This window comes from Mesorhizobium sp. CU3, from assembly GCF_006442965.1.
Taxonomy (GTDB): Bacteria; Pseudomonadota; Alphaproteobacteria; order Rhizobiales; family Rhizobiaceae; genus Mesorhizobium.
In genome coordinates, this window is sequence record NZ_VFWX01000018.1 from 84,053 (window position 1) to 105,097 (window position 21,045).

Below are 21,045 nucleotides of genomic sequence, written 5' to 3' on the forward strand. Positions count from 1 at the left end.
ATTTGTAGGGCAACTTCTCCGAATCTCAACCGTCGGTTTCAATCTTTCTGCGCGGGTCGAGCCGCAAGGCCTCGGGGGTAAGGGTACGCTCAGCCGGTTGAGTCTTAAAGGCATCGCGGTTTTCGATCGGCACCGGGGCGCGGGCGCGGATGCGCAGCAGCGTGTAGCCGGCGAGGCTGAGATGCGCGAGCGCGGTTGCAAGGAACAGGCCTTCGGGGCGCACCCATCCCATCAGCGCGGCGGCCAGCAGCGGGCCGATCATGGTGCCGAAGCCGTAGAGCAAAAGAAGGCCGCCCGAAACCTTGACGAAATCCTCGGCGCGGGCGTGGTCGTTGGCATGCGCCACGGCGATCGAATAGAGCGTGTAGGCAAAGCCGCCATAGGCCGCGGTCATGACGATGACGAAAATGCCGGAGCGCGGCGCGATCAGGAAGAGCAGGATCGCGACAAGTGCAGCGCCGAAAGCAGCACCCGCGAGTACGTAACGGCGGTCGGTGGTGTCGGAGAGCCGCCCCGCCGGAAGCTGCATGGCGGCGCCGGCGATGACCACCAGGCTCATCATCAGCGCGATCTCGGCAGTGGAGATGCCGATGCGGGCGCCGTAGACCGCGCCCAGCGTGCCCCAGGCGCCGTTGGCGATGCCGATCAGGAGGCAAGCTACCGCCGACACCGGCGAATTGGCGTAAAGGCCTTTGACGTCGAGCTTGACGTCCTGCAGCGGCTTCGGCGTCGATTGCGTCGAAACGGCGGTCGGTATCAGCGACAGGCAGAACAGGATGCCGGTGATCATGAACAGCGAGGCCGAGCGCACGTCGCCGCCGGCAACGATCATCTGGCCGCCCATGATCGAGGCATAGGTGACCATCATATAGAGGCCGAAGACGGTGCCGCGATTCTCGTTGGTGGCCTTCTCGTTCAGCCAGCTCTCGATCACCATGAAGGCGCCGGCCATGGTGAAACCGGTGAAGGCGCGCAAAAGAATCCAGAAATACTCGTCGATGATCAGGCCGGTGAGCAGCGCGACGATGGCGCCCGATGCGGCAAAGGCGCCGAAGGCCCTGACATGGCCGGCGCGACGCACCAGGCGCGGCGCGAAGAAGCAGCCGGCGACGAATCCGCCGGCCCAGGCCGTGCCCATCAGGCCGAGCGAGGCGGTCGAAAAACCTTCGATCTGACCTCGCAACGGCAAGAGCAGGCCGTGCAGGCCGGACGCCGCCAGAAGGAACGCCGTGCCGCGCAGCAGAGAGAGGATCGGTCGGTAGGTTGCAAACATTGGCTGATCCGGTTCGAAGCGCTGGGCCTGATGACAGGCGTATTGGGGCTTTTCGGCGGCGGCCAGCGACGCCGGCGCGACTATCCGCGGCGGAACAGCGCCTCGGCTGCCGATTTGGTGGAGCCCTTGGCGGTCCGCTCCGCCTCAAGCCTGACGATCTCGTCCTGCAGCAGCGCGATGCGCTCGGACAACTCGTCGACGGACAGCAGCGCCAGGTCTTGGCCGATCTCGTGCGGGCGCGCCTTTTTCCTGGGTTCGTCGTCGAAGATCGCCATCGTCGCTCCTCCCGTTTTGGCCATTTGCCTGATTTGGCAATCAGCATACATAGGGCAAGGGCGCCGATGCAAACGGGTGGGCGACAAAGCTGGCGCAAGGAGACGGGAAGCAATGGCAAATCACAAGATTCCAGCCACGATGACGGCCATCGCGATCTCGCAGCCGGGCGGCCCCCGGGTGTTGAAGCCGGAGACGCGGGACGTGCCCGTGCCCGGTCCGGGCGAGGTGCTGATCCGCGTGCACGCGGCCGGCGTCAACCGGCCGGACGTGCAGCAGCGCAAGGGCGCCTATCCGCCGCCGCCCGGCGCCTCGGACCTGCCCGGGCTCGAGGCCGCGGGCGAAATCGCGGCACTTGGCGACGAGATCTCGCGCTGGCGCATCGGCGACCGGGTCTGCGCGCTGACGCCGGGCGGCGGCTATGCCGAGTATGTCAAGGTGCATGCCGGCAGCGTGCTGCCGATCCCGGCCGGCTTCACCTACTCCGAAGCGGCCGCCGTGCCGGAGAACTATTTCACTGTCTGGCACAATGTGTTCGAGCGCGGCGGGCTGAAGAAGGGCGAGACGCTGCTCGTGCATGGCGGCTCGTCCGGGATCGGTACGACGGCGATCCAACTGGCGTCCGCCTTCGGCGCCACTGTCATCACCACCGCCGGCAGCAAGCAGAAGTGCGAGGCCTGCCTGAAGCTCGGCGCCGACCGGGCGATCAACTACCGCGAGGAGGATTTCGTTGCCGGGGTGAGCGATGCGACCGCTGGCCGGGGCGCCGACGTCATCCTTGACATGGTCGGTGGCGACTATGTGGCGCGCAACTACGAGGCGGCGGCGGTGGAAGGGCGCATCGTCCAGATCGCGGTGCAGGGCGGCGCCGTCGCGCCCACCAATTTCGCGACGCTGATGATCAAGCGCCTGACCCATACCGGCTCGACGCTTCGCCCGCGCACCGTCGAATTCAAGGCGGCGATCGCGGCCGCGCTAGAGGCCCAGGTTTGGCCGCTGCTCGGCGCCCGCAAGGTCGCTCCGGTCATGGACATGATCTTCCCGCTCAGCGAAGCCTGGCGGGCGCATGAGCGGATGGAAGAGGGCGAGCATATTGGCAAGATCGTCCTCGACCTCGGGTAGGATGGGCCGATATTCAGGTGAGGCCGGCCTGCAAGTGCCGGGTTCCTGCGCTTCCGGTGCTCACGTAGTTTCCAGTTGCCGCATGTCCTTATCGGAAAACCGGAAGACCACTTTTCCGGGACATGCGGAAGTACGCTCCGCTCCGGTTCTCGAACGCCAACATTCTCGGCTCGGCCTGACCTGAATCTCGGCACATCTCGGACGAATGCGTCGCCAGCGACAGGCTGAACGCATCGTTAATGTTGCATTGCACAAAATGCATTGCGGCCATGCAAAAGCGTCCGTTCAAATTTTGGGCAAGCATGCCTATTTGCACGGCATCGAACGATTTCGTCAAATGACTGGAGAAAATGAAATGAACCCGATCCGTGCTTTCCGCAAGTGGCGCATGTACAACGAAACCGTGCGCGAACTGAACAAGCTCAACTCGCGCCAGCTGAACGACCTCGGCATCAGCCGCGCCGACATCGAGCGCATCGCCCGCCAGGCGGTCTGATTAAAAGAGCGGCGTGGCCGCAAGGCTCGTGCCGCCAAATCAAGCAGAGCCGTCGAGACGCTTGCTTCGTTTCCGGTTCCGAACCCGCTGGACCTCGTCCAGCGGGTTTTGTCTTTTTGGGCCCTCGACGGCTCTTTTCCAAAAACATTGCGAAATCCCGATAGAGCGTTTATACAGGCCGCGAATTTCCCATTTTGGTGGCTCTAAAACCACCGCCCGCGCGGGAACGCGGGCGAACGAGAAGGATTTTTGATATGGCCAATTCGCTGCTGATGCCCAAGGCGACCGCCGTCTGGCTGGTCGACAACACCGCTTTATCCTTCGAGCAGATCGCGCAGTTCTGCGGCTTGCATCCGCTCGAGGTCAAGGCGATCGCCGACGGCGAATCGGCGCAAGGCATCAAGGGCATGGACCCGATCATCACCGGACAGCTGACGCGCGACGAGATCGCGCGCGGCGAGAAGGACATCAACCACCGCCTCAAGCTGTCGGAACCGAAGGTCAGGGTGCCGGAATCGAAGCGCAAGGGTCCGCGCTACACGCCGCTGTCCAAGCGCCAGGACCGGCCGAACGCCATCCTGTGGCTGGTGCGCAACCATCCCGAGCTCAAGGACGCGCAGATCGCGCGCCTGGTCGGCACAACCAAGTCGACGATCGAGCAGATCCGCGAACGCAAGCACTGGAACTCGGCCAATTTGCAGCCGATGGACCCGGTGACGCTGGGTCTCACCTCGCAGATCGACCTCGACCTCGAAGTCAACCGCGCCTCGCGCGGCCGCGAGCAGGCGCAGCCTGTCGGCGATACGCTGCTTCCGGCCGCGCTGACCGAACGGCTTGTGCCGGCGCCGGAAAAGCCGAAGGACGAGGATGCCGAGCTCGACGCCAACGCTGTCTTCGCCAAGCTCTCGGCGCTGAAATCGAAGGACAAGGACGAAGACGAGGAGTAAGCGCTACCTCCCTTCTCCCCTTGTGGGAGAAGGTGTCGCCGAAGGCGGACGGATGAGGGGTGCTCCAGGGAACACCAGCGCCTCACTCCGCTGGAACACCCCTCATCCGTCTCGGCGCTGTCGCGCCGATCCACCTTCTCCCACAAGGGGAGAAGGAGAAGGCGGGAATCAGGTCCTTGCCGCGCGGTCGGGGGCCATGCCGTAATCTTCCGAGCGTTCGACGGCGCGGTAGAAATCGGCGAGTTGCTTGCCGCGTTCCGGCTTGAAGATCCGTCCGGCGATGACCACCGAGGCGATGCGGTCGATGCGGAAGGCGCGGAAATCGTCGCGCATCTCGCACCAAGCGACCAGCGTCCAGACCTTGCCCCAGAACCACAGGCCGAGCGGGCGGATATCGCGCGCGGTGCTGCGGCCGGCTTCGTCCGAATAGTCGATCGTCAGAACCTGGCGCTTTTCGACGGCGCGCTCGATCAGGTCGATGGCTTCGCGCGCGGCGTCGCTCACCACCCACATCGGCGTGTGGATCTCGGTGCGGGCGATGCGGTCCTTCTCGGTGTCGGGCAGCACCGCGCCGATCTTGACCAGCGCCTCGTCGGCGGCCCTTGCCATGGTCGCGCCGCCAAAGGCGCGCACCATGCGGGCGCCGGCAACCAGCGCCACGATCTCGTCGCGCGTAAACATCAGCGGCGGAAGGTCGAAACCCTCGCGCATCATGTAGCCGACACCGGCTTCGCCGTCGATCGGCACGCCGGTCGACTGCAGGTCGGCGATGTCGCGGTAGATGGTGCGCTCTGAAACCTCGAGCCAGGACCCGAGTTTCTGCGCGGTGACCAGCCGGCCACCCCGCAAATGCTGCACGATCTGGAAAAGCCTGTCAGCGCGGCGCATGGATCGATCCCCTGGTTCCCGTTCTATGCATGTCGTGGCCCACAACCGGTTCCCACTTTTGGGCGACATGCGTCATGGCTTCAGCCCTTCGCGCTTGCGCTGCGCGGCAACGAATTCGGCGCCGAAGGACAGCCTGCCCGTCGTCGGCGTATCGGCATCCAGCACGCGCCAGAACGGCGCCACGTCGCTCAACGCCATGCCGCGCTCGAGATCCTCATGCGCGGCTTCGGCAACGGTGCGCAGATGATAGCCGATCGTCACCGGACATGTCACTTCGGCGCCGTGCTCGATGGCCAGAGCCGTGCGCAGCGCGCGGACATCCATCTCGACGCCCTTCGGGATGGAGCGGATGAAATCGTCGACCTGGCGTGCGGTTGGCACCAGCATCGGCTGTCCCTCGACGACATCGCCCATTGTGCGCGGCGTCGGCTTGATACCGTTGATGCCTGGCGTGTTCAGCCTGTCGTTCCAGCTTTTCACCATGCGAAAACCACTCTCATGGACGGTGGAAAACCGTCGCCGTTAAGGCCGAAGCCGCTTTGATTACCGCAAGCCTCCTGACAACATACTGTCAGGAGGCTGCGGCAGGGCGGCCGGGGGAGGACGGCGGCAATTTCCCGAAGCTCGGTGTTTCCCATCGTCATTACATCTGGGCGCGACGTGGCTGTTGTCCAAGTCGGGCGCATGAAAAAATCAGTTGCCGCGCACGCGGCCATCATAATGGTCGGGCCAGCCGATGTCCTTGCGGATGTCCGCCGGCAAGTTGTTCAAGAAACGCTGGGTGCGGATCTCGTTGCGCACCGTGCGGATCTTGCCGACATAATGCTTCATGCTGCGCAAGATGGTGTAACCGTTCATGACCAGACTCCTCTCTCTTTTGATGGGAAGAGTATCTCACACCCCTCCTGACAGCAGTCTGTCAGGAGCCTGGCAGGTGGTTTCGGAAAGCGCGGGAGGGCCTGGCAAGGGTCCTGCCGACAGCCTCTATGTCAGGAGCATCCGCCTGCTACGCCGGCACGAGAAACGGCTTTGACAGCCGCCTGCGATGCTGGTCAAAAGCGGCATGACGAAACTGCTCGCCCTTGTCATCATTGGCATCATGCTGATCCAGATCATCAAGCCGTTGGGATGGCCGGGGCTGAAGCGTCGCGGCGATTTCTGGAAGCTGGCGTTGCTGGCCATGGCGGCGATTTCGCTGGCGGCCGTCCTCGGTCATTGGGCTTGAGTTTGGCGGATTAGCCTAGGCTTCGTCGCCAAGTACGAATCCGACAAGATGCGCGGCCCAGGCGCGGTAACCCGCTTCCGAGGCGTGAAACCCGTCGGAAGCAAAGCCGGCTTCGGGATTGGTGATCAGCAGGCGCGAGGCCGCGACAGCGCCGCGCTCGTCGCAGAGGCGCACGCCCATGCGGTTCATCTCGGTGGCGCGGATTTCCAGGATCTTGCCGAGCAGCGGCGGCATGGCCGGGGCGCGGGTGAACTCCAGCACTGGCGACCAGACGACTCGCGCTTCCGGCCATTTGGCGCGCAGCGCGTAGAGCAGGCCGCCGAATTCCTTCTTGAAGCGCGGCACGGAGTGAAAATTCTTGGTGTCGTTGGTGCCGATGGCCAGAACGATATGCGTCCACGCATCGGCCGACAGGTTGGGCAGGACGAAATCGCGGATCTGGCCTGAGGTCGCCGAATTGAAGCCGGCGGCGCGCCAGCGTACGGCCCGGCCGGTGCATTCGGCGATCAGCCCGGCGAGCTGCGCGGCAAGCCCATATTCGGACTGCTCGATGCCTACCGAGGCGGCGGAAGAATCGCCAAGGACCAGCAACGAGACAGCCGGCGTCTTGCCGGCGATCTCGTGCATGACCGGGCCCTGCGCCGGCAGCATGCGCGAGGTGCGGCGGCGCACGCCCAGGCCCTGCCAGACATAGACCGGGAAGCCGAGCCAGGTGAGGAGGGCAAGCAGGCGCTGCATGGATGGTCCGTGTGGATGTCGTACCAACCCATTAGCGCATGTTTGAACCAGCGTGAACGATCCGCTGGTCACTCGCAGCAGTCCGGCCGATCTTTGCTCTTGTCCTGATATTCGTCGTGCAGGCGCACCCAGTCCATCAGGCCGTGATAGGGGCCGGTCTCGTTGCGGCCCATGGGCGTCATGTCGAGATAATGATAGGCGCCGATCAGGGCATCGCCGCCGCGGGCGCGCGACAGGAAGGTGAGGAAGATGTCACCGTTCTCGTCGCGGTAGAAGACGCTGGTGCCGGGCAGGTCTTTCGACCGCAACGGGCGTTTTTCGAAATTGTAAGTGGTGTCGCCAGCCGCGATCTGCCTGTCGGTGAAGGATACCTGCAGGTCAAAGTTGAAGTCGGACGCATAGGACGACACCCAGTCGAACTTCCAGCCCATGCGCTGCTTGTAGGGCAGCACTTCGGCCAATGGCGCGCGCGAGACGACGACCAGCGCCACGTCATGGTGCTTCAGGTGCTGGTTGGCGCCGTCGATATGGTCGGCCAGGAACGAGCAGCCCTGGCAACGGTGATCGCAGCCCGGTGTCATCATGAAGTGATAGACGATGAGCTGGCTCTTTCCCGCGAACAATTCGGCGAGACGCTTCGGTCCTTGCTCTGTCTCGAAGACGTAATCCTTGCGCAGCTTGAACCAGGGCAGTTGCCGCCGCTCGGCGGCGATCAAGTCGCGCAGCCGGGTCAGTTCCTTCTCGCGCTCCAGATGTTTTCTGTGCGCCTCGAACCAGTCGTCGCGTGAAACCACGGCATTGCGATGCATGACCATCTCCTGTCCTCTCCTGCCAAGGACGTTCGACATGGGCGCGATCCGACATCGCCGCCGCGTTTTCGTTGCATCAGGTAGGAATCCCGTCGGCAAAAAACAAAACCCGGGCGCAAGGCCCGGGTTTCCAATCGTTAGAGAAGGCTAGCGTCAGGCGGCATTTTCCAGCGCCGGCTTCCATGTCCCGAGCGCCGCGAGATGGTTCATGTGGGCGCGGTGGGTGAAGGCGGCCTGGCCGGCTGCGACATTGGACGCCTTGCCGCTCCATGCCTTCTGCGGCGCCGCCTGCAAGGCGCGGCCATAGGAGAAGGTCAGCTTCCAGGGATGCGGGCCGATAGCGTTGATGGCGTTGAGGTTGGCGGTCGCTTCCTCGTCATCCTGGCCGCCGGAGAGGAAGGCGATGCCCGGCACCGCCGCCGGCACCGTCTGGCGGAAGAGCTTTATGGTCTTTTCGGCGACTTCCTCAGGCGCGTCGGTCTTGCCCGATTTCCTGCCCGAGATGACCATGTTGGGCTTCAGGATCGAGCCCTCCAGTACGACGCGCGCCGCGTAGAGCTCGTCATAGAGCTTGACCAGCGTCGCCCTGGAGACCTCATAGCAGGTGTCGATCGAATGGGCGCCGTCCATCAGCACTTCCGGCTCGACGATCGGCACGATGCCGGCTTCCTGGCAAAGTGCCGCATAGCGGGCCAGCGCATGGGCGTTGGAGGCGATCGAATTGGCTGAAGGCACGCCCTTGCCGGTGTCGATGTCGATCACCGCGCGCCATTTGGCGAAGCGCGCGCCGAGCTTGTAGTAGTCGGCCAGCCGCTCGCGCAGGCCGTCCAGGCCTTCGGTGACGGTGTCGCCGGGATAGCCGGCCAAAGGCTTCGCGCCGAGATCGACCTTGATGCCGGGAATGGCGCCGGAAGCCTTGATGATGTCGACCAGCGGCGTGCCGTCGGCGGCCTTCTGGCGGATCGTCTCGTCATAGAGGATGACGCCGGAGATATACTTGGTCATCGCGTCCTTGGCGCGGAACATCATCTCGCGATAGTCGCGCCGGCTGTCGGCGGTCGATTCGACGCCGATGACGTCGAAGCGCTTCTTGATGGTGCCTGAGCTCTCATCGGCGGCCAAAAGGCCTTTGCCGCCGCTCACCATCTGGTTGGCGATATCTTCGAGACGTTCGCTCATGGGTGCTCTCCTACGCTGCGTTTGTTCCGCGCTAGCAGAACACTACCGCCAAAGGAATGACGCCGAAAAGCACGAATCGATTGAAAGTTCCGGGCGCTTTTGCCGTTCGCGGACTGTTTACCGCTTCAGCACCTCGACGCCGGGCAGCGGCTTGCCTTCCATCCATTCGAGGAAGGCGCCGCCGGCGGTCGAGACATAGGTGAAGTCATCCGCCACGCCGGCATGGTTGAGCGCCGCCACCGTGTCGCCGCCGCCGGCAACCGAGACAAGCTTGCCCGCCTTGGTGCGCGCCGCGGCGTGCTTTGCCGCCGCGACCGTCGCAATGTCGAAGGGCTCGATCTCAAAGGCGCCGAGCGGGCCGTTCCAGACCAGCGTGGCGGCGCGGTCGATCCAGCCGTTGACGCTCTGCACGGTCTTTGCGCCGACATCGAGGATCATGCCGTCGGCCGGCACATCGGAGATGGCGACGGTCTCGCTGGCCGCACCCGCCTTGAATTCCTTGGCGACGACGCCGTCGCTGGGCAGGATGATGGCGCAGCCGGCTTCCGCCGCCTCGATCATGATCTGCTTGGCGGTGGGAGCGAGATCATGCTCGCAGAGCGACTTGCCGACATCGGTGCCGCGCGCGGCAAGGAAGGTGTTGGCCATGCCGCCGCCGATGACCAGCGCGTCGACCTTCTTCACCAGGTTCATCAACAGGTCGATCTTGCTCGAGACCTTGGCGCCGCCGACAATGGCCACCACCGGCCGCACCGGATTGCCGAGACCCTTCTCCAGCGCGTCGAGCTCGGCCTGCATGGTGCGCCCGGCATAGGCCGGCAGATGACGCGCCAGGCCCTCGGTCGAGGCGTGCGCACGATGCGCGGCGGAAAAGGCGTCGTTGACATAGATGTCGCCATTGGCGGCGAGCTTTTCGGTGAAGGCCGGCTCGTTCTTCTCCTCGGCCTTGTAGAAGCGGGTGTTTTCGAACAGCAGGACGTCGCCGTCCTTCATCGCCGCGACCGCGCTTGCCGCCTTGTCGCCGACGCAGTCGGCAGCGAAGCCGACGGGACGGCCGAGAACCTCGGCCGTGGCCTTGGCAATCGGCTCCAGCGAGAATTCGGCCGACGGGCCGTCCTTCGGGCGGCCGAAATGCGCCAGCAGGATGACCTTGGCGCCCTTCTTCGACAGCTCGGCGATCGTTGGCGCGATGCGCTCGATGCGGGTGGCGTCGGTCACCTTGCCGTCGGCGACGGGAACGTTGAGGTCGACGCGCACCAGCACGCGCTTGCCGCTGACGGCGCCGATATCGTCGAGGGTCTTGAAGCCGGCCATGCTGCGTTCCTTCCTGGTGCGTTTGACGCAATTCCGGACGGAAAACCGCCCACACTTTTCCTGGAATTGCTCTAAAGCGCGTCGCGCAGAAACGGATTCAGGCGACGCGCTTTAGGTCCTTGTTTTTATGCATGTCGTTCTCCCAAAAGCGAGGTCACTTTTGGGCGACATGCATTAGCGAAATCGCGGCGACCTTACCCGGCGCGAACGACGATGCAAGGGCCGCGTCGAGGCGCGTGCGCAAAAATGATGTCTGTGTGAGACATCAGCCCTCGCCGGCGGCTTTTTGGCCGTCCGGCGGCGGCGCCACGGGGTCGATCGGCACGTCCTCGACGGCGTGCCTTTCCGCTGGCTTGCGCCAGTTGCGGACCAAGGCGGCGATGCGGTCGCCGATCTCGCCGGCGCTGAGGAACACCGGCACGCGCGCCACCGGCGCGGTCGGCTCGAAGGAGAGGCCGAGGGCGGTGATCCTGCCCTTTTCGTCGACATCGCGCACGATCAATTCGATCGGGCCGATGTCGACACGATCGGCATATTCGGCGTGACCGCCGAGCCGCGCGGTCACCAGCGCGGCAACGGTGAGTTTTTGTTCGGCCTCGGTGAGACCAGGTCCGTACGCCGCCTCGAGCTCTGCCGCCGAGCGGGCCGGATCGACGGCGAAGGCGCCGAAGAAGTCGGCATCCTCGGGATCGACGACGGCGCGGCTGGCGAACAGCTTGTCGAGCAGGCGCGGATAGCGGTCAGGCACGAAGATATAGACCTGGTCTCCGGCGGCGAGCCGGCCCATTTCCTGGAAGCGCATGGAGCGGCCATCGCGCAATACCAGGGAAGGCCTGGCCCAGCGCGGGATGCGCTCGCCGCGCGCTACCGGGCTGCCCGGCGCGACGCGATAGGCGAGAAGCTCGTGATGCGCGGAGCCCGGCAGTTCGAGCTCGACCTTGTCGAGCGGTCCGAGCCGCGCCGGCACGATCAGGCCGAGGCGGCGCGCCAGCGGGCCGACGGTCCAGCCCTGCACCACCAGCGACACAAGCACGATGATGAACGCGGCGTTGAAGATCAGGCGGCCGTGCTCGAGGCCGCCGAGCAGCGGCGTGATGGCAAGCAGGATCGAGACCGCGCCGCGCAGGCCGACCCAGGAGATAAAGGCGATCTCCGGGCGCGGCAGGCGGAACGGGATCAGGCAGAGCCACACCGCGAGCGGCCGCGCGATGAAGATCAGGAACAGGCCAAGCAGGATCGCCGGCACGAGGATCGCTGGGAATTGCGACGGCGTGGCGAACAGGCCGAGAATCAGGAACATGATGATCTGAGCCAGCCACGACATGCCGTCCTGGAAGCGCTTCAGGATGGTGACGGCGCGGATGTCGGAATTGCCGGCGACGAGGCCGGCGAGATAGACGGCGAGGAAGCCCGAGCCGCCGACGGCGCCGGCGGCGGCGAACACCATCAGCGAGAGTGTCAGTACGAAGATCGGCAGCAGTCCGTGATCGAGGTTCAGCCGCTCGACCAGGCGCACGATGCCGAGGCCGCCAAGCACGCCGATGACGGCACCGATGCCCATATTGGCGAGGAAGCCGAGCACCAGATTAGTCGCAAGCACATTGGCTTCGGGATTGGCGTGCGCGGCGATGATCTCGACCAGAGTGATGGTGAGGAAGATGGCGATCGGGTCATTGGTGCCGGATTCGACCTCGAGCGTGGCGCGCACGCGCTCGCGCAGATTGATCTCGCCGGCGCGCAGCAGGAAGAACACGGCCGCGGCGTCCGTCGAGGCGACGGCGGCGCCGAGCAGCGAGGATTCCAGCCAGTCGAGGTCGAGCAAATAATAAGCGGCGACGCCGAACACGGCGGTGGTAAGGATGACGCCGACAGTGGCCAGCGACAGCGCCGGCCCGGCCGCTTGCCGCAGCGCGTTAAGCGGCGTGCCGAATCCGGAATCGAACAGGATGATCGCCAGAGCCAGTGAGCCGGCAAAATAAGCCAGCCGCGCATTGTCGAATTCGATGCCCAGCCCATCGGTGCCGGTGGCCAGTCCGATGCAGAGGAAGAGGAGCAGCAAGGGGGCGCCGAAGCGGAAGGCGATCAGGCTCGAAAACGCGGCGGCGACAATGAGCGCCGTGCCGACCAGCGTCACGAGATAGATCGCATGCTCCATCCGCTATTGCCCCTCCTGTATCCCCACTGTTCTCCGCTTTACCAGAGAGTGGGGCGAAGACATGACCGGTGCAAGGCGACGGCGTGTTTTTTGACGCAGCCGGCCAATAAAAAACGCCCGGCCGAAGCCGGGCGTTTCAAACGTAAGAACGAGCGTTCGATCAGGCGATGGTCTTGCCGAAGGCGACGGCGGTGTCGCCCATGCGGTTCGAGAAGCCCCATTCATTGTCGTACCAGGAGAGCACCGAGACGAAATTGCCGTCCATGACCTTGGTCTGGTCGAGCGCCACGATCGAGGAGTGCGGATCGTGGTTGAAGTCGATCGAGACGTTCGGGTGATGGGTGACCGAGAGCACGCCCTTGAGCTTGCCCTTGGAGGCGGCGATCAGCGCTTCGTTGATCTCCTGCGGGGTGGTCGAGCGCTTGGCGATGAACTTCAGGTCGACGACCGAGACGTTCGGGGTAGGCACGCGGATCGAGATGCCGTCGAGCTTCCCCTTGAGGTCGGGCAGCACGAGGCCGATCGCCTTGGCCGCACCCGTCGAGGTCGGGATCTGCGACAGCGCCGCGGCGCGGGCGCGGTAGAGGTCCTTGTGCATGGTGTCCAGCGTCGGCTGGTCGCCGGTGTAGGAGTGGATCGTCGTCATCATGCCCTTCTCGATGCCGACGGTGTCGTGCAGCACGGCCGCCAGCGGCGCCAGGCAGTTGGTGGTGCAGGACGCGTTCGAGATGACGATGTGGTCCTTGCTCAGCTTGTCGTGGTTGATGCCGTAGACGACGGTGAGGTCGGCGCCCTCGGCCGGGGCCGAGACGATGACGCGCTTGGCGCCGGCGGTGAGGTGCGCGGCGGCCTTGTCACGGGCGGTGAAGATGCCGGTGCATTCGAGCGCGATGTCGACGCCGAGCTCCTTCCACGGCAGCTGGGTCGGGTCCTTGATCGCAGTGACCTTGAATTTCTCCTTGCCGACCGAGATCTGGTCGCCGTCGACGCTCACTTCATGCGGGAAGCGGCCATGCACGCTGTCGTAGCGCAGCAGGTGCGCGTTGGTCTCGACCGGGCCGAGATCGTTGACGGCGACGACGTCGATGTCCTTGCGGCCGGATTCATGGATGGCACGCAGGATGTTGCGGCCGATGCGGCCAAATCCGTTGATGGCAACTCTGACGGTCATTGTTTCTCTCCCTGGGAGCTGGGGGCGATGGGGTCCGCAGCTTCATAGCGGCGTAAGGCGCAAGAATCCAGCCGCAGAAAGCTGAATTTAAATCGATTAGGTTGGTCCAGTTCGGCGAAGTCGGCTGTGACTTCGCCGGATGAAGGCCAGTCTCACTTGGCGTGCAGGCGGGCTTCCACCGCCTTGGCGGCGGCGTCGGCGGTGATGCCGAAATGCGGATAGAGCTGCTCGATGGTGCCGGACGCGCCGAAACCGTGCATGCCGATGAAGATGCCGTCGCTGCCGATCAGATGATCCCAGCCCTGGCGAATGCCGGCCTCGATGGCGACCTTGATCTTGGCCTTGCCGATGGTCTTGGCGCGATAATCCTCGCTCTGCTGGTCGAACAGCTCGAAGCAGGGCACCGAGACGACGCGGGTCGGATGTCCATGCTTTTCAAGCAGGTCGCGGGCGCCGAGAGCGATCTCGACCTCGGAGCCGGTGGCGAAGATCGTCACCGCCGCCTCGCCGCTGGCCGCGGCCAGCTCATAAGCGCCCAGGCTCGAGAGGTTCTTGGCCGAATGCTCGGTGCGCACGGTCGGCAGGTTCTGGCGGGTCAGCGCCAGCGTCGACGGCGTCTTTTCGGATTCGAGCGCGATCTGCCAGCATTCCGCGGTCTCCACCGCATCGGCCGGACGGAAGACGTTGTGGTTCGGGATGGCGCGCAGCGCCGCCATATGCTCGACCGGCTGGTGGGTCGGGCCGTCTTCGCCGAGGCCGATCGAGTCATGCGTCATGACGAAGATCGAGCGGATGCCCATCAGCGAGGCGAGGCGCATCGAGGGGCGGGCGTAATCCGAGAAGCACAGGAAGGTGCCGCCATAGGCGATCAGGCCGCCATGCAGCGTCAAGCCGTTGATCGCCGCCGCCATGCCGTGCTCGCGGATGCCGTAGTGGACGTAGCGCTGGCCGTAATCGTCGGGGGTGATGTTCTTGGTCTGGCTGGTCTTGGTGTTGTTGGAGCCGGTCAGGTCGGCGGAGCCGCCAATGGTTTCCGGCACCGCGCCATTGATGACTTCCAGCGCCATTTCCGACGACTTGCGGGTGGCGACCTTCGGCTTGTCGGCCGAGAGCTTCTTCTTGTAGTCGGCGATGACGGCGTCGAAGTTGGACGGCAGCTTGCCGGCGAGGCGGCGCTCGAACTCGGCCTTCAGCTTCGGCTCGGCCTTGGCCAGGCGGCCTTCCCAGTCGGTGCGGGCCTTGACGCCGCCCTTGCCGACGGCGCGCCAGGCGTCGAGGATATCAGCCGGAATCTCGAAGGGCGGCGAGTCCCAGTTGAAGAACTTTCGCGCGCCGGCGATTTCCTCGGCGCCGAGCGGCGAGCCATGCGCCTTGTTGGTGCCGGCCTTGGTCGGGGCGCCGAAGCCGATGGTGGTCTTGCAGGCGATCATGCTCGGCTTGTCGGAATGGCGCGCGGCCTCGATGGCGTAGGCGATTGCCTCCGGGTCGGTGCCGTCGATATGGGTGGCGTTCCAGCCGGAAGCCTGGAAGCGAGCGACCTGATCGGTATTGTCGGCCAGCGAAACCGGACCGTCGATCGAGATGTTGTTGTTGTCCCAGAAGACGATCAGCTTGTTGAGCTTCAGATGCCCGGCCAGCGCGATGGCTTCCTGGGAAACGCCTTCCATCAGGCAGCCGTCGCCGGCCAGCACATAGGTGTAGTGGTTGACGAGGTCGTTGCCGAAGGCGGCGTTCATGATGCGCTCGCCGAGCGCGAAGCCGACCGAGTTGGCAAGGCCCTGGCCAAGCGGGCCGGTGGTGGTCTCGATGCCGGCGGCATGGCCGTATTCGGGATGGCCGGCTGTCTTGGAACCGAGCTGGCGGAAATTCTTGATCTGGTCGATCGTCATGTCCTCATAGCCGGTCAGATAGAGGAGCGAGTAGAGCAGCATCGAGCCGTGGCCGGCCGACAGGATGAAACGGTCGCGATCGGCCCAGTGCGGCGCCTTGGCATCGAATTTCAGGAAGCGGCTGAACAGCACGGTAGCGATGTCGGCGCAGCCCATCGGCAGGCCGGGGTGGCCGGAATTCGCCTTCTCGACGGCGTCCATGGAAAGGAACCGGATCGCATTGGCCATCCGATCGTGTTGTTCGCGCGAGCTCATGCTGCCTCCGGGGAAATAAGTTGAGGGCCTTGGGGAAACCCTAGGGAAAGGGCTGGGCGACACATAGCAGGCACTGCCTTTTAGTCAACAAATCGAGGCGGTTTTTGCCTGGCTTGTGATGCGGTCTTTTTATCTGTCGGGCGCCTTACATTAGCGATAGCGGGGGACAGTCGCGAGAGCTTTGTTGACGCGCCCTTCACCCGGTGCCTAATCTTTCGCAGGTAACGCGTTCTGAACGCGAGCGATTCGGTGATGGGCAGGGCATAGGACAAAGGCCATGACCGGGGAAACGACCCTCAAGGAAGTCATCGCAAGGCTGGGCAAGGCCATGGAAGGCCTGGAGAACGCTGTGGCGGCGAAGCTCGAGCACGAGCGCGACTATTCGGAAGCCGAAGCGGAAGTGCAGCGCATGAACGCCGACCGCTCGCGGCTGGCGCAGGAGCTCGACAATTCCGAAGCGCGCGCCGAGCGGCTGGAGGACGCCAACAAGGAAGTCTCGCGCCGGCTGGTGACCGCCATGGAAACCATCCGAGCCGTGTTGGACAGGTAGGGGTTGGACAGGCAGGCCAATGGCACAGGTCACGGTTTCGATCGACGGCAAGCAGTACCGGATGGCCTGCGACGAAGGCCAGGAAGAGCATCTGATCGACCTTGCCGAGCGTTTCGACCGCTATGTCGCGCATCTGAAGGATTCCTTCGGCGAGATCGGCGACCAGCGGCTGACCGTGATGGCCGGCATCATGGTGATGGACGAGCTTTCCGAGCTCGGCAAGCGGGTCAAGGGCATGGAGAGCGAGGTACTGACCTTGCGCAAGACGCGCGACGAAGCGCTGACCAAGGCCGACAAGAGCGACAGCGTGCTCACCACCGCGCTCGACGCGCTGGCGCAGCGCATGGAAGACCTCACCGCGACGCTGGCGATCAAGAAGGCCTGACCGGCTTACGTTTCCGCCAGAAGCCGGAAAATCACGTTCCGAACTGACTTGCGATCGCGCAAAAATTTCGTCCGGCGCCCGCTATGGCCGCCATTGCGAGCGTTTTATCGATGCCGTGATGGTGCTAGGCTGCCGGGTCGGCGTCGGCCAGCCGCTTGCCGGCTACAATTTTCAAAAAGGGTAGAGGGATAGGTCATGAGTCTTCGTATCAACGACATCGCGCCGGATTTCACGGCCGAGACCACGCAAGGCACGATCAACTTCCATCAATGGATCGGCGACGGCTGGGCTGTGCTGTTCAGCCACCCGAAGAATTTCACGCCGGTCTGCACGACCGAGCTCGGCACCATGGCCGGGCTGGAGGGCGACTTCAAAAAGCGCAACGTCAAGATCATCGGTATTTCGGTCGATCCGGTGTCGAGCCACGACAAGTGGCAGGCCGACATCAAGACCGCCACCGGCCAGACGGTGAACTATCCGTTGATCGGCGACCGGGACCTTGCGGTCGCCAAGCTCTACGAGATGCTGCCGGCGGGCGCCGGCGAGAGCTCGGAAGGCCGCACGCCGGCCGACAACGCCACTGTGCGTTCGGTCTATGTCATCGGCCCGGACAAGAAGATCAAGCTCTCGCTGACCTACCCGATGACGACGGGCCGCAACTTCGACGAGATACTGCGCGTCATCGATTCCATCCAGCTGACGGCCAAGCACCAGGTGGCGACGCCGGCCAACTGGAAGCAAGGCGATGACGTCATCATCACGGCGGCCGTCTCCAACGAGGACGCGATCAAGCGTTTCGGGGCTTATGAGACGGTGCTGCCTTACCTCAGGAAGACCAAGCAGCCGACGGCATGACTTTTCCTTCTCCCCGTTCACGGGGAGAGGCGGATGAGGGGCGGCTTGGCGGTCGAAGTAGGGCGCCTCGATCCTCTCGGGTTAGGTTGTTTGCCCTGAACGATAATCTCGCAGACACGGCGCTGCCCCTCATTGCCCTGCCGGGCATTTCTCCCCGTATAGTGACGGGGAGAAAGGGCTGGTTCGCTGTTTTCGCCAAAACAAAAACGGCGGCGCCAGATGTTGGCGCCGCCGTTTTGTTGTCGCTTGATGCCCGTGGCTTTACGCCGCCGGCTGCGCCTCGATGGTGCGCAGGGCCTGCATCTGGCGCTTGGCGGCGGCCTTGACCGCATCCTGCACCTTCTCGAAGGCGCGCACCTCGATCTGGCGCACGCGCTCGCGGCTGATGTCGAACTCGGCCGACAGCTCTTCCAGCGTCAGCGGCTCTTCGGCGAGGCGACGCGCCTCGAAGATGCGCCGCTCGCGCTCGTTGAGAACCGAGAGAGCGCCCGACAGCATGGAGCGCCGGTTTTCCAGCTCGTCCTGCTCGATCAGCATCTCTTCCTGGCTCTCATGGTCGTCGACCAGCCAATCCTGCCACTCGCCCGATTCGCCCTCGCTCGCCCGGATCGGGGCGTTGAGCGAAGCGTCGCCCGACAGGCGGCGGTTCATCGACACCACTTCGGCCTCGGAAACATTGAGGCGGGTGGCAATCTCGGCGATCTGGTCGGGCTTCAAGTCGCCGTCGTCTAGCGCCTGGATCTTGCCCTTCACCTTACGCAGGTTGAAGAACAGGCGCTTCTGGTTGGCGGTGGTGCCCATCTTGACCAGGCTCCACGAGCGCAGGATGTATTCCTGGATGGAGGCCTTGATCCACCACATGGCATAGGTGGCGAGCCGGAAACCGCGCTCCGGTTCGAATTTCTTGACGGCCTGCATGAGGCCGACATTGCCTTCCGAGATCACCTCGCCGATCGGCAGGCCGTAGCCGCGATAGCCCATGGCGATCTTGGCGACGAGCCGCAAATGGCTGGTGACGAGCTTGTGCGCGGCGGTCGTGTCCTGATGCTCGGCGTAACGTTTCGCGAGCATGTACTCTTCCTGCGGCTGAAGCATCGGAAAGCGGCGGATTTCTTCCAGGTAGCGGCTGAGACCGCCTTCACCGGAAACGATACTGGGTAATGACTGGGCCATGATAGCGCCCCCTCTCTCTTTGGAGTGGATGCCCCCGAAACGCGGCGGGCATTCGTCACGGATGCCAAAGGCTCATCCGCGACAACCTGTATATATAGGAACAAAACCAGAAAAGACAGGCATTTGTTCAACGCTAAACAGTCTGTCACGCTGAAGTGAACAACGCCGGTCAGGTTTTTTGATGGCTGGTTTGCAGCTTGTCTGTGGCGGGTTGGGTTCAGAGCTTTCGGAAGCCGCCGACGAGTTCCTCCATGTCTCCAGGCATCGGCGCTTCGAACCTCATCGTTAGATGGGTGGTCGGATGCTCGAATTCAAGGAGCCAGGCGTGCAAGGCTTGTCTGGAAAAGGCGCCGACCTTGCTTTTCAAGGGTTCCGGCAGCCGGTTAGCCTTGGTGCGGAAGGCCATGCCGTAATCCGGATCGCCGACCACCGGGTGACCGATATGGGCCATGTGGACGCGGATCTGGTGGGTTCGGCCGGTCTCCAGCCGGCATTCGACCAGGCTTGCGGTGGCGAAGGTCTTCTGGTCCTCGCCAAAGCGTTCGACAACCGTGAAATGGGTGACGGCGTGGCGGGCGTCGTCGCGCCCCTCCGGCACCACGGCGCGGCGCACGCGGTCGGCGGCGCGGCCCAACGCTGCATCGATCGTACCGGTCGGCCGCTGTGGAATGCCCCAGACCAGCGCTAGATAGGCGCGCTCGAGGTTGCCGGTACGGCCGTGGTCGGCGAAGGCCTCCGACAGGGCCTTGTGGGCGCGGTCGGTCTTGGCGACGACCATGACGCCGCTGGTCTCCTTGTCGAGGCGGTGGACGATGCCCGGACGTCTGACGCCGCCGATGCCCGACAGGCTCGCGCCGCAATGATGGATCAGCGCGTTGACCAGCGTGCCGGTCCAGTTGCCGGCGCCGGGATGCACGACCAGCCCGGCCGGCTTGTTTATGACGATCAGTTCGTCGTCCTCGTAGAGGATGTCGAGCCGTATATCCTCGCCCTGCGGCGCGGCCGGCTCGGGCTCGGGCATGACGACTTCGACGCGCTCGCCGGCCGCTAGCTTGCGCTTGGCCTCGACCACAGCCTTGCCGGCGATCGAGACCGCGCCCTGTTTGATCAGCGCCTGCACGCGGCTGCGCGAGAGTTCCGGACCAAGCCTGGCGGCCAGCCACTGGTCTAGGCGCAGGCCGGCGGCGTCGGTGCCGGCTTCCAGCACGACGGCTTCGCCGGAGTCCTCGTCCGCCAATTCGTCCTCTATCAATATCGGGGTCTCTTCGTTATGAGCGCTCATCGAAACCCGTTGCGGATTGTTCAGCCATGGCCCGGCCTGTCGCCGAAGACGAAGAGGAAAAGCCGCTCGACCCGGCCGCGGAGAACGTGCGCCGCAAGCTCGTCCGCTTCATGATCGTCAATCTCAGCCTTCTGTTCCTCGCCCTTATGGTGGTGATCGGCGCGCTTGTCTACAAAGCCCGCAATGCACCAGTGGCCGGTGTGGCACCGGCTGGCGAGATCCAGGCGCCGGCCGGGGCGCTGCTCTCCGGCGACATCGTGCTGCCCGTCGGCGCCAAGGTGGTCAGCCAGTCGCTCTCGGGCAACCGCATCTCGATCGACGCCGAGCTGGCCGACGGCAGCCGCGCCATCTTCGTCTACGACATCGCCGAGCGACGGGTGGTCGGCCAGTTCGCGATCCGTACCAAATGAGCGGCTTTGCCGGGCATCGCAGCGTTGCCACCGTGGCGCTCGTCGTCAGGAACTATGACGAGGCGGTCGCCTGGTACGTGAAACGCCTCGGCTTCGCGCTGACCGACGACGTCGACCTCGGCGACGGCAAGCGCTGGGTCACCGTCACGCCGCAAAACGGAAATGGTGCGCGGCTGCTGCTGGCCGAAGCGTCGGATGCGGCGCAGGCAAGCCGCATCGGCAATCAGACCGGCGGCCGCGTCTTCTTGTTCCTCGAAACCGACGATTTTGCCAGAGACCACCGGGCGATGTTGGCCAATGGCGTCGAGTTCCGCGAGGCGCCGCGTCACGAGGCCTACGGCACGGTGGCGGTGTTTTCCGATCTCTATGGCAATCTCTGGGACCTGATCGAGCCGAAACGGCTGGGTTGACCAGGCCTTTCGGCAAAGTCCGCGGACAGTCCGAAACCCCAGTTGCTTTTTGCCGGCCGCCAGCCTATGTAGCCGGTTCTTGAGCGCGCCCATCGTCTAGCGGTCAGGACACCGCCCTCTCACGGCGGGAACAGGGGTTCGATTCCCCTTGGGCGTACCAAGCAATCCTTCTTGCACATTGATCAAAAATACTAGGGTTCGCTCCGGCGCCGCCAGCCAGGCACTTCTAGCGCGACGCATGCAGTT

23 protein-coding genes and 1 tRNA gene are annotated in these 21,045 nt (G+C 64.3%); 10 read left to right on the top strand and 14 right to left on the bottom strand.

What is annotated here, in order from left to right; translation table 11 throughout:
• Positions 1-25: 25 nt before the first annotated feature.
• Both FJ988_RS24450 and FJ988_RS24455 read right to left on the bottom strand, forming a co-directional pair.
• Positions 26-1,273 carry an MFS transporter gene (locus FJ988_RS24450; protein ID WP_140820920.1) on the bottom strand — a complete coding sequence of 416 codons (1,248 nt, stop codon included), beginning with the start codon at positions 1,271-1,273 and terminating at the stop codon, positions 26-28.
• Between the two features lie 80 nt (positions 1,274-1,353).
• Entirely contained in the window at positions 1,354-1,548 is a 195-nt protein-coding gene (locus tag FJ988_RS24455) for a DUF1192 domain-containing protein (protein ID WP_140820921.1), read from the bottom strand.
• Between the two features lie 112 nt (positions 1,549-1,660).
• On the opposite strand from FJ988_RS24455, the gene FJ988_RS24460 reads away from it, so the two are divergent.
• From FJ988_RS24460 to FJ988_RS24470, 3 genes are all read left to right on the top strand, one after another.
• Positions 1,661-2,668 (top strand): NAD(P)H-quinone oxidoreductase, encoded by a 1,008-nt coding sequence (locus FJ988_RS24460; RefSeq protein WP_140820922.1) that lies wholly within the window; start codon positions 1,661-1,663, stop codon positions 2,666-2,668.
• 355 nt (positions 2,669-3,023) lie between these two features.
• Positions 3,024-3,164, top strand: coding sequence for a DUF1127 domain-containing protein (locus FJ988_RS24465; protein WP_140820971.1), 141 nt, complete (start codon positions 3,024-3,026; stop codon positions 3,162-3,164).
• Positions 3,165-3,418: 254 nt separating this feature from the next.
• Positions 3,419-4,111: a DUF1013 domain-containing protein gene (locus tag FJ988_RS24470; protein ID WP_140820923.1), complete on the top strand. Its 693-nt coding sequence runs from the start codon at positions 3,419-3,421 to the stop codon at positions 4,109-4,111.
• A gap of 168 nt (positions 4,112-4,279) precedes the next feature.
• On the opposite strand, the gene FJ988_RS24475 is transcribed toward FJ988_RS24470, so the two are convergent.
• The 3 genes from FJ988_RS24475 to FJ988_RS24485 all read right to left on the bottom strand — a co-directional run bounded on the left by FJ988_RS24475 (position 4,280) and on the right by FJ988_RS24485 (position 5,857).
• On the bottom strand, positions 4,280-4,999 hold the full coding sequence (locus FJ988_RS24475) for a YafY family protein (protein ID WP_140820924.1): 720 nt from the start codon (positions 4,997-4,999) through the stop codon (positions 4,280-4,282).
• Positions 5,000-5,071: 72 nt separating this feature from the next.
• Entirely contained in the window at positions 5,072-5,482 is a 411-nt protein-coding gene (locus FJ988_RS24480) for a hypothetical protein (RefSeq protein WP_181183656.1), read from the bottom strand.
• Positions 5,483-5,692: 210 nt separating this feature from the next.
• Positions 5,693-5,857 (bottom strand): hypothetical protein, encoded by a 165-nt coding sequence (locus FJ988_RS24485; protein ID WP_140820925.1) that lies wholly within the window; start codon positions 5,855-5,857, stop codon positions 5,693-5,695.
• 187 nt (positions 5,858-6,044) lie between these two features.
• On the opposite strand from FJ988_RS24485, the gene FJ988_RS24490 reads away from it, so the two are divergent.
• Positions 6,045-6,224 (top strand): hypothetical protein, encoded by a 180-nt coding sequence (locus FJ988_RS24490; protein ID WP_181183660.1) that lies wholly within the window; start codon positions 6,045-6,047, stop codon positions 6,222-6,224.
• A 15-nt stretch (positions 6,225-6,239) separates the two neighbouring features.
• On the opposite strand, the gene FJ988_RS24495 is transcribed toward FJ988_RS24490, so the two are convergent.
• From FJ988_RS24495 to tkt, 7 genes are all read right to left on the bottom strand, one after another.
• Complete coding sequence (locus FJ988_RS24495; RefSeq protein ID WP_140820926.1) at positions 6,240-6,962, bottom strand: SGNH/GDSL hydrolase family protein; 723 nt, start codon at positions 6,960-6,962, stop codon at positions 6,240-6,242.
• 68 nt (positions 6,963-7,030) lie between these two features.
• Entirely contained in the window at positions 7,031-7,771 is a 741-nt protein-coding gene (locus tag FJ988_RS24500; protein WP_140820927.1) for a thioredoxin family protein, read from the bottom strand.
• A gap of 153 nt (positions 7,772-7,924) precedes the next feature.
• Positions 7,925-8,950, bottom strand: a complete 1,026-nt coding sequence (locus FJ988_RS24505) for a class I fructose-bisphosphate aldolase (RefSeq protein ID WP_140820928.1) — start codon at positions 8,948-8,950, stop codon at positions 7,925-7,927.
• 117 nt (positions 8,951-9,067) lie between these two features.
• On the bottom strand, positions 9,068-10,264 hold the full coding sequence (locus FJ988_RS24510) for a phosphoglycerate kinase (RefSeq protein ID WP_140820929.1): 1,197 nt from the start codon (positions 10,262-10,264) through the stop codon (positions 9,068-9,070).
• 265 nt (positions 10,265-10,529) lie between these two features.
• A complete protein-coding gene (locus tag FJ988_RS24520; RefSeq protein ID WP_140820930.1) occupies positions 10,530-12,419 on the bottom strand; it encodes a potassium/proton antiporter in 1,890 nt (629 codons plus the stop codon).
• 160 nt (positions 12,420-12,579) lie between these two features.
• Positions 12,580-13,590 (bottom strand): type I glyceraldehyde-3-phosphate dehydrogenase, encoded by a 1,011-nt coding sequence (gene gap / locus FJ988_RS24525; protein WP_140820931.1) that lies wholly within the window; start codon positions 13,588-13,590, stop codon positions 12,580-12,582.
• Positions 13,591-13,742: 152 nt separating this feature from the next.
• A complete protein-coding gene (tkt, locus tag FJ988_RS24530; RefSeq protein ID WP_140820932.1) occupies positions 13,743-15,734 on the bottom strand; it encodes a transketolase in 1,992 nt (663 codons plus the stop codon).
• 277 nt (positions 15,735-16,011) lie between these two features.
• Between tkt and FJ988_RS24535 the strand changes: the two genes are divergently transcribed.
• From FJ988_RS24535 to FJ988_RS24545, 3 genes are all read left to right on the top strand, one after another.
• Positions 16,012-16,284 (top strand): DUF4164 domain-containing protein, encoded by a 273-nt coding sequence (locus FJ988_RS24535; protein WP_023763725.1) that lies wholly within the window; start codon positions 16,012-16,014, stop codon positions 16,282-16,284.
• A 19-nt stretch (positions 16,285-16,303) separates the two neighbouring features.
• A complete protein-coding gene (locus FJ988_RS24540; protein ID WP_140820933.1) occupies positions 16,304-16,669 on the top strand; it encodes a cell division protein ZapA in 366 nt (121 codons plus the stop codon).
• Between the two features lie 195 nt (positions 16,670-16,864).
• Complete coding sequence (locus FJ988_RS24545) at positions 16,865-17,524, top strand: peroxiredoxin (protein WP_140820934.1); 660 nt, start codon at positions 16,865-16,867, stop codon at positions 17,522-17,524.
• 261 nt (positions 17,525-17,785) lie between these two features.
• On the opposite strand, the gene rpoH is transcribed toward FJ988_RS24545, so the two are convergent.
• Both rpoH and FJ988_RS24555 read right to left on the bottom strand, forming a co-directional pair.
• Positions 17,786-18,697, bottom strand: coding sequence for an RNA polymerase sigma factor RpoH (gene rpoH, locus FJ988_RS24550; protein WP_140820935.1), 912 nt, complete (start codon positions 18,695-18,697; stop codon positions 17,786-17,788).
• Positions 18,698-18,914: 217 nt separating this feature from the next.
• Positions 18,915-19,979: an RluA family pseudouridine synthase gene (locus FJ988_RS24555; protein ID WP_140820936.1), complete on the bottom strand. Its 1,065-nt coding sequence runs from the start codon at positions 19,977-19,979 to the stop codon at positions 18,915-18,917.
• A 26-nt stretch (positions 19,980-20,005) separates the two neighbouring features.
• Here FJ988_RS24555 and FJ988_RS24560 point away from each other — a divergent pair, with 26 nt between their 5' ends.
• The 3 genes from FJ988_RS24560 (at position 20,006) to FJ988_RS24570 (ending at position 20,959) form a co-directional block, all read left to right on the top strand.
• Entirely contained in the window at positions 20,006-20,389 is a 384-nt protein-coding gene (locus tag FJ988_RS24560; RefSeq protein ID WP_140820937.1) for a fimbrial protein, read from the top strand.
• A complete protein-coding gene (locus FJ988_RS24565) occupies positions 20,386-20,799 on the top strand; it encodes a VOC family protein (RefSeq protein ID WP_140820938.1) in 414 nt (137 codons plus the stop codon). Before FJ988_RS24560 ends, FJ988_RS24565 begins: the two co-directional genes overlap by 4 nt.
• Positions 20,800-20,884: 85 nt before the next feature.
• A tRNA-Glu gene (locus FJ988_RS24570) sits at positions 20,885-20,959 on the top strand.
• Positions 20,960-21,045: the final 86 nt, after the last annotated feature.

What these genes read in the sequence shown, in the direction of transcription:
- FJ988_RS24450 (WP_140820920.1), bottom strand. Translation starts at nt 1,273, where the DNA reads ATGTTTGCAACCTACCGACCGATCCTCTCTCTGCTGCGCGGCACGGCG.
- FJ988_RS24455 (WP_140820921.1), bottom strand. Translation starts at nt 1,548, where the DNA reads ATGGCGATCTTCGACGACGAACCCAGGAAAAAGGCGCGCCCGCACGAG.
- FJ988_RS24460 (WP_140820922.1), top strand. Translation starts at nt 1,661, where the DNA reads ATGGCAAATCACAAGATTCCAGCCACGATGACGGCCATCGCGATCTCG.
- FJ988_RS24465 (WP_140820971.1), top strand. Translation starts at nt 3,024, where the DNA reads ATGAACCCGATCCGTGCTTTCCGCAAGTGGCGCATGTACAACGAAACC.
- FJ988_RS24470 (WP_140820923.1), top strand. Translation starts at nt 3,419, where the DNA reads ATGGCCAATTCGCTGCTGATGCCCAAGGCGACCGCCGTCTGGCTGGTC.
- FJ988_RS24475 (WP_140820924.1), bottom strand. Translation starts at nt 4,999, where the DNA reads ATGCGCCGCGCTGACAGGCTTTTCCAGATCGTGCAGCATTTGCGGGGT.
- FJ988_RS24480 (WP_181183656.1), bottom strand. Translation starts at nt 5,482, where the DNA reads ATGGTGAAAAGCTGGAACGACAGGCTGAACACGCCAGGCATCAACGGT.
- FJ988_RS24485 (WP_140820925.1), bottom strand. Translation starts at nt 5,857, where the DNA reads ATGAACGGTTACACCATCTTGCGCAGCATGAAGCATTATGTCGGCAAG.
- FJ988_RS24490 (WP_181183660.1), top strand. Translation starts at nt 6,045, where the DNA reads ATGCTGGTCAAAAGCGGCATGACGAAACTGCTCGCCCTTGTCATCATT.
- FJ988_RS24495 (WP_140820926.1), bottom strand. Translation starts at nt 6,962, where the DNA reads ATGCAGCGCCTGCTTGCCCTCCTCACCTGGCTCGGCTTCCCGGTCTAT.
- FJ988_RS24500 (WP_140820927.1), bottom strand. Translation starts at nt 7,771, where the DNA reads ATGCATCGCAATGCCGTGGTTTCACGCGACGACTGGTTCGAGGCGCAC.
- FJ988_RS24505 (WP_140820928.1), bottom strand. Translation starts at nt 8,950, where the DNA reads ATGAGCGAACGTCTCGAAGATATCGCCAACCAGATGGTGAGCGGCGGC.
- FJ988_RS24510 (WP_140820929.1), bottom strand. Translation starts at nt 10,264, where the DNA reads ATGGCCGGCTTCAAGACCCTCGACGATATCGGCGCCGTCAGCGGCAAG.
- FJ988_RS24520 (WP_140820930.1), bottom strand. Translation starts at nt 12,419, where the DNA reads ATGGAGCATGCGATCTATCTCGTGACGCTGGTCGGCACGGCGCTCATT.
- gap (WP_140820931.1), bottom strand. Translation starts at nt 13,590, where the DNA reads ATGACCGTCAGAGTTGCCATCAACGGATTTGGCCGCATCGGCCGCAAC.
- tkt (WP_140820932.1), bottom strand. Translation starts at nt 15,734, where the DNA reads ATGAGCTCGCGCGAACAACACGATCGGATGGCCAATGCGATCCGGTTC.
- FJ988_RS24535 (WP_023763725.1), top strand. Translation starts at nt 16,012, where the DNA reads ATGACCGGGGAAACGACCCTCAAGGAAGTCATCGCAAGGCTGGGCAAG.
- FJ988_RS24540 (WP_140820933.1), top strand. Translation starts at nt 16,304, where the DNA reads ATGGCACAGGTCACGGTTTCGATCGACGGCAAGCAGTACCGGATGGCC.
- FJ988_RS24545 (WP_140820934.1), top strand. Translation starts at nt 16,865, where the DNA reads ATGAGTCTTCGTATCAACGACATCGCGCCGGATTTCACGGCCGAGACC.
- rpoH (WP_140820935.1), bottom strand. Translation starts at nt 18,697, where the DNA reads ATGGCCCAGTCATTACCCAGTATCGTTTCCGGTGAAGGCGGTCTCAGC.
- FJ988_RS24555 (WP_140820936.1), bottom strand. Translation starts at nt 19,979, where the DNA reads ATGAGCGCTCATAACGAAGAGACCCCGATATTGATAGAGGACGAATTG.
- FJ988_RS24560 (WP_140820937.1), top strand. Translation starts at nt 20,006, where the DNA reads ATGGCCCGGCCTGTCGCCGAAGACGAAGAGGAAAAGCCGCTCGACCCG.
- FJ988_RS24565 (WP_140820938.1), top strand. Translation starts at nt 20,386, where the DNA reads ATGAGCGGCTTTGCCGGGCATCGCAGCGTTGCCACCGTGGCGCTCGTC.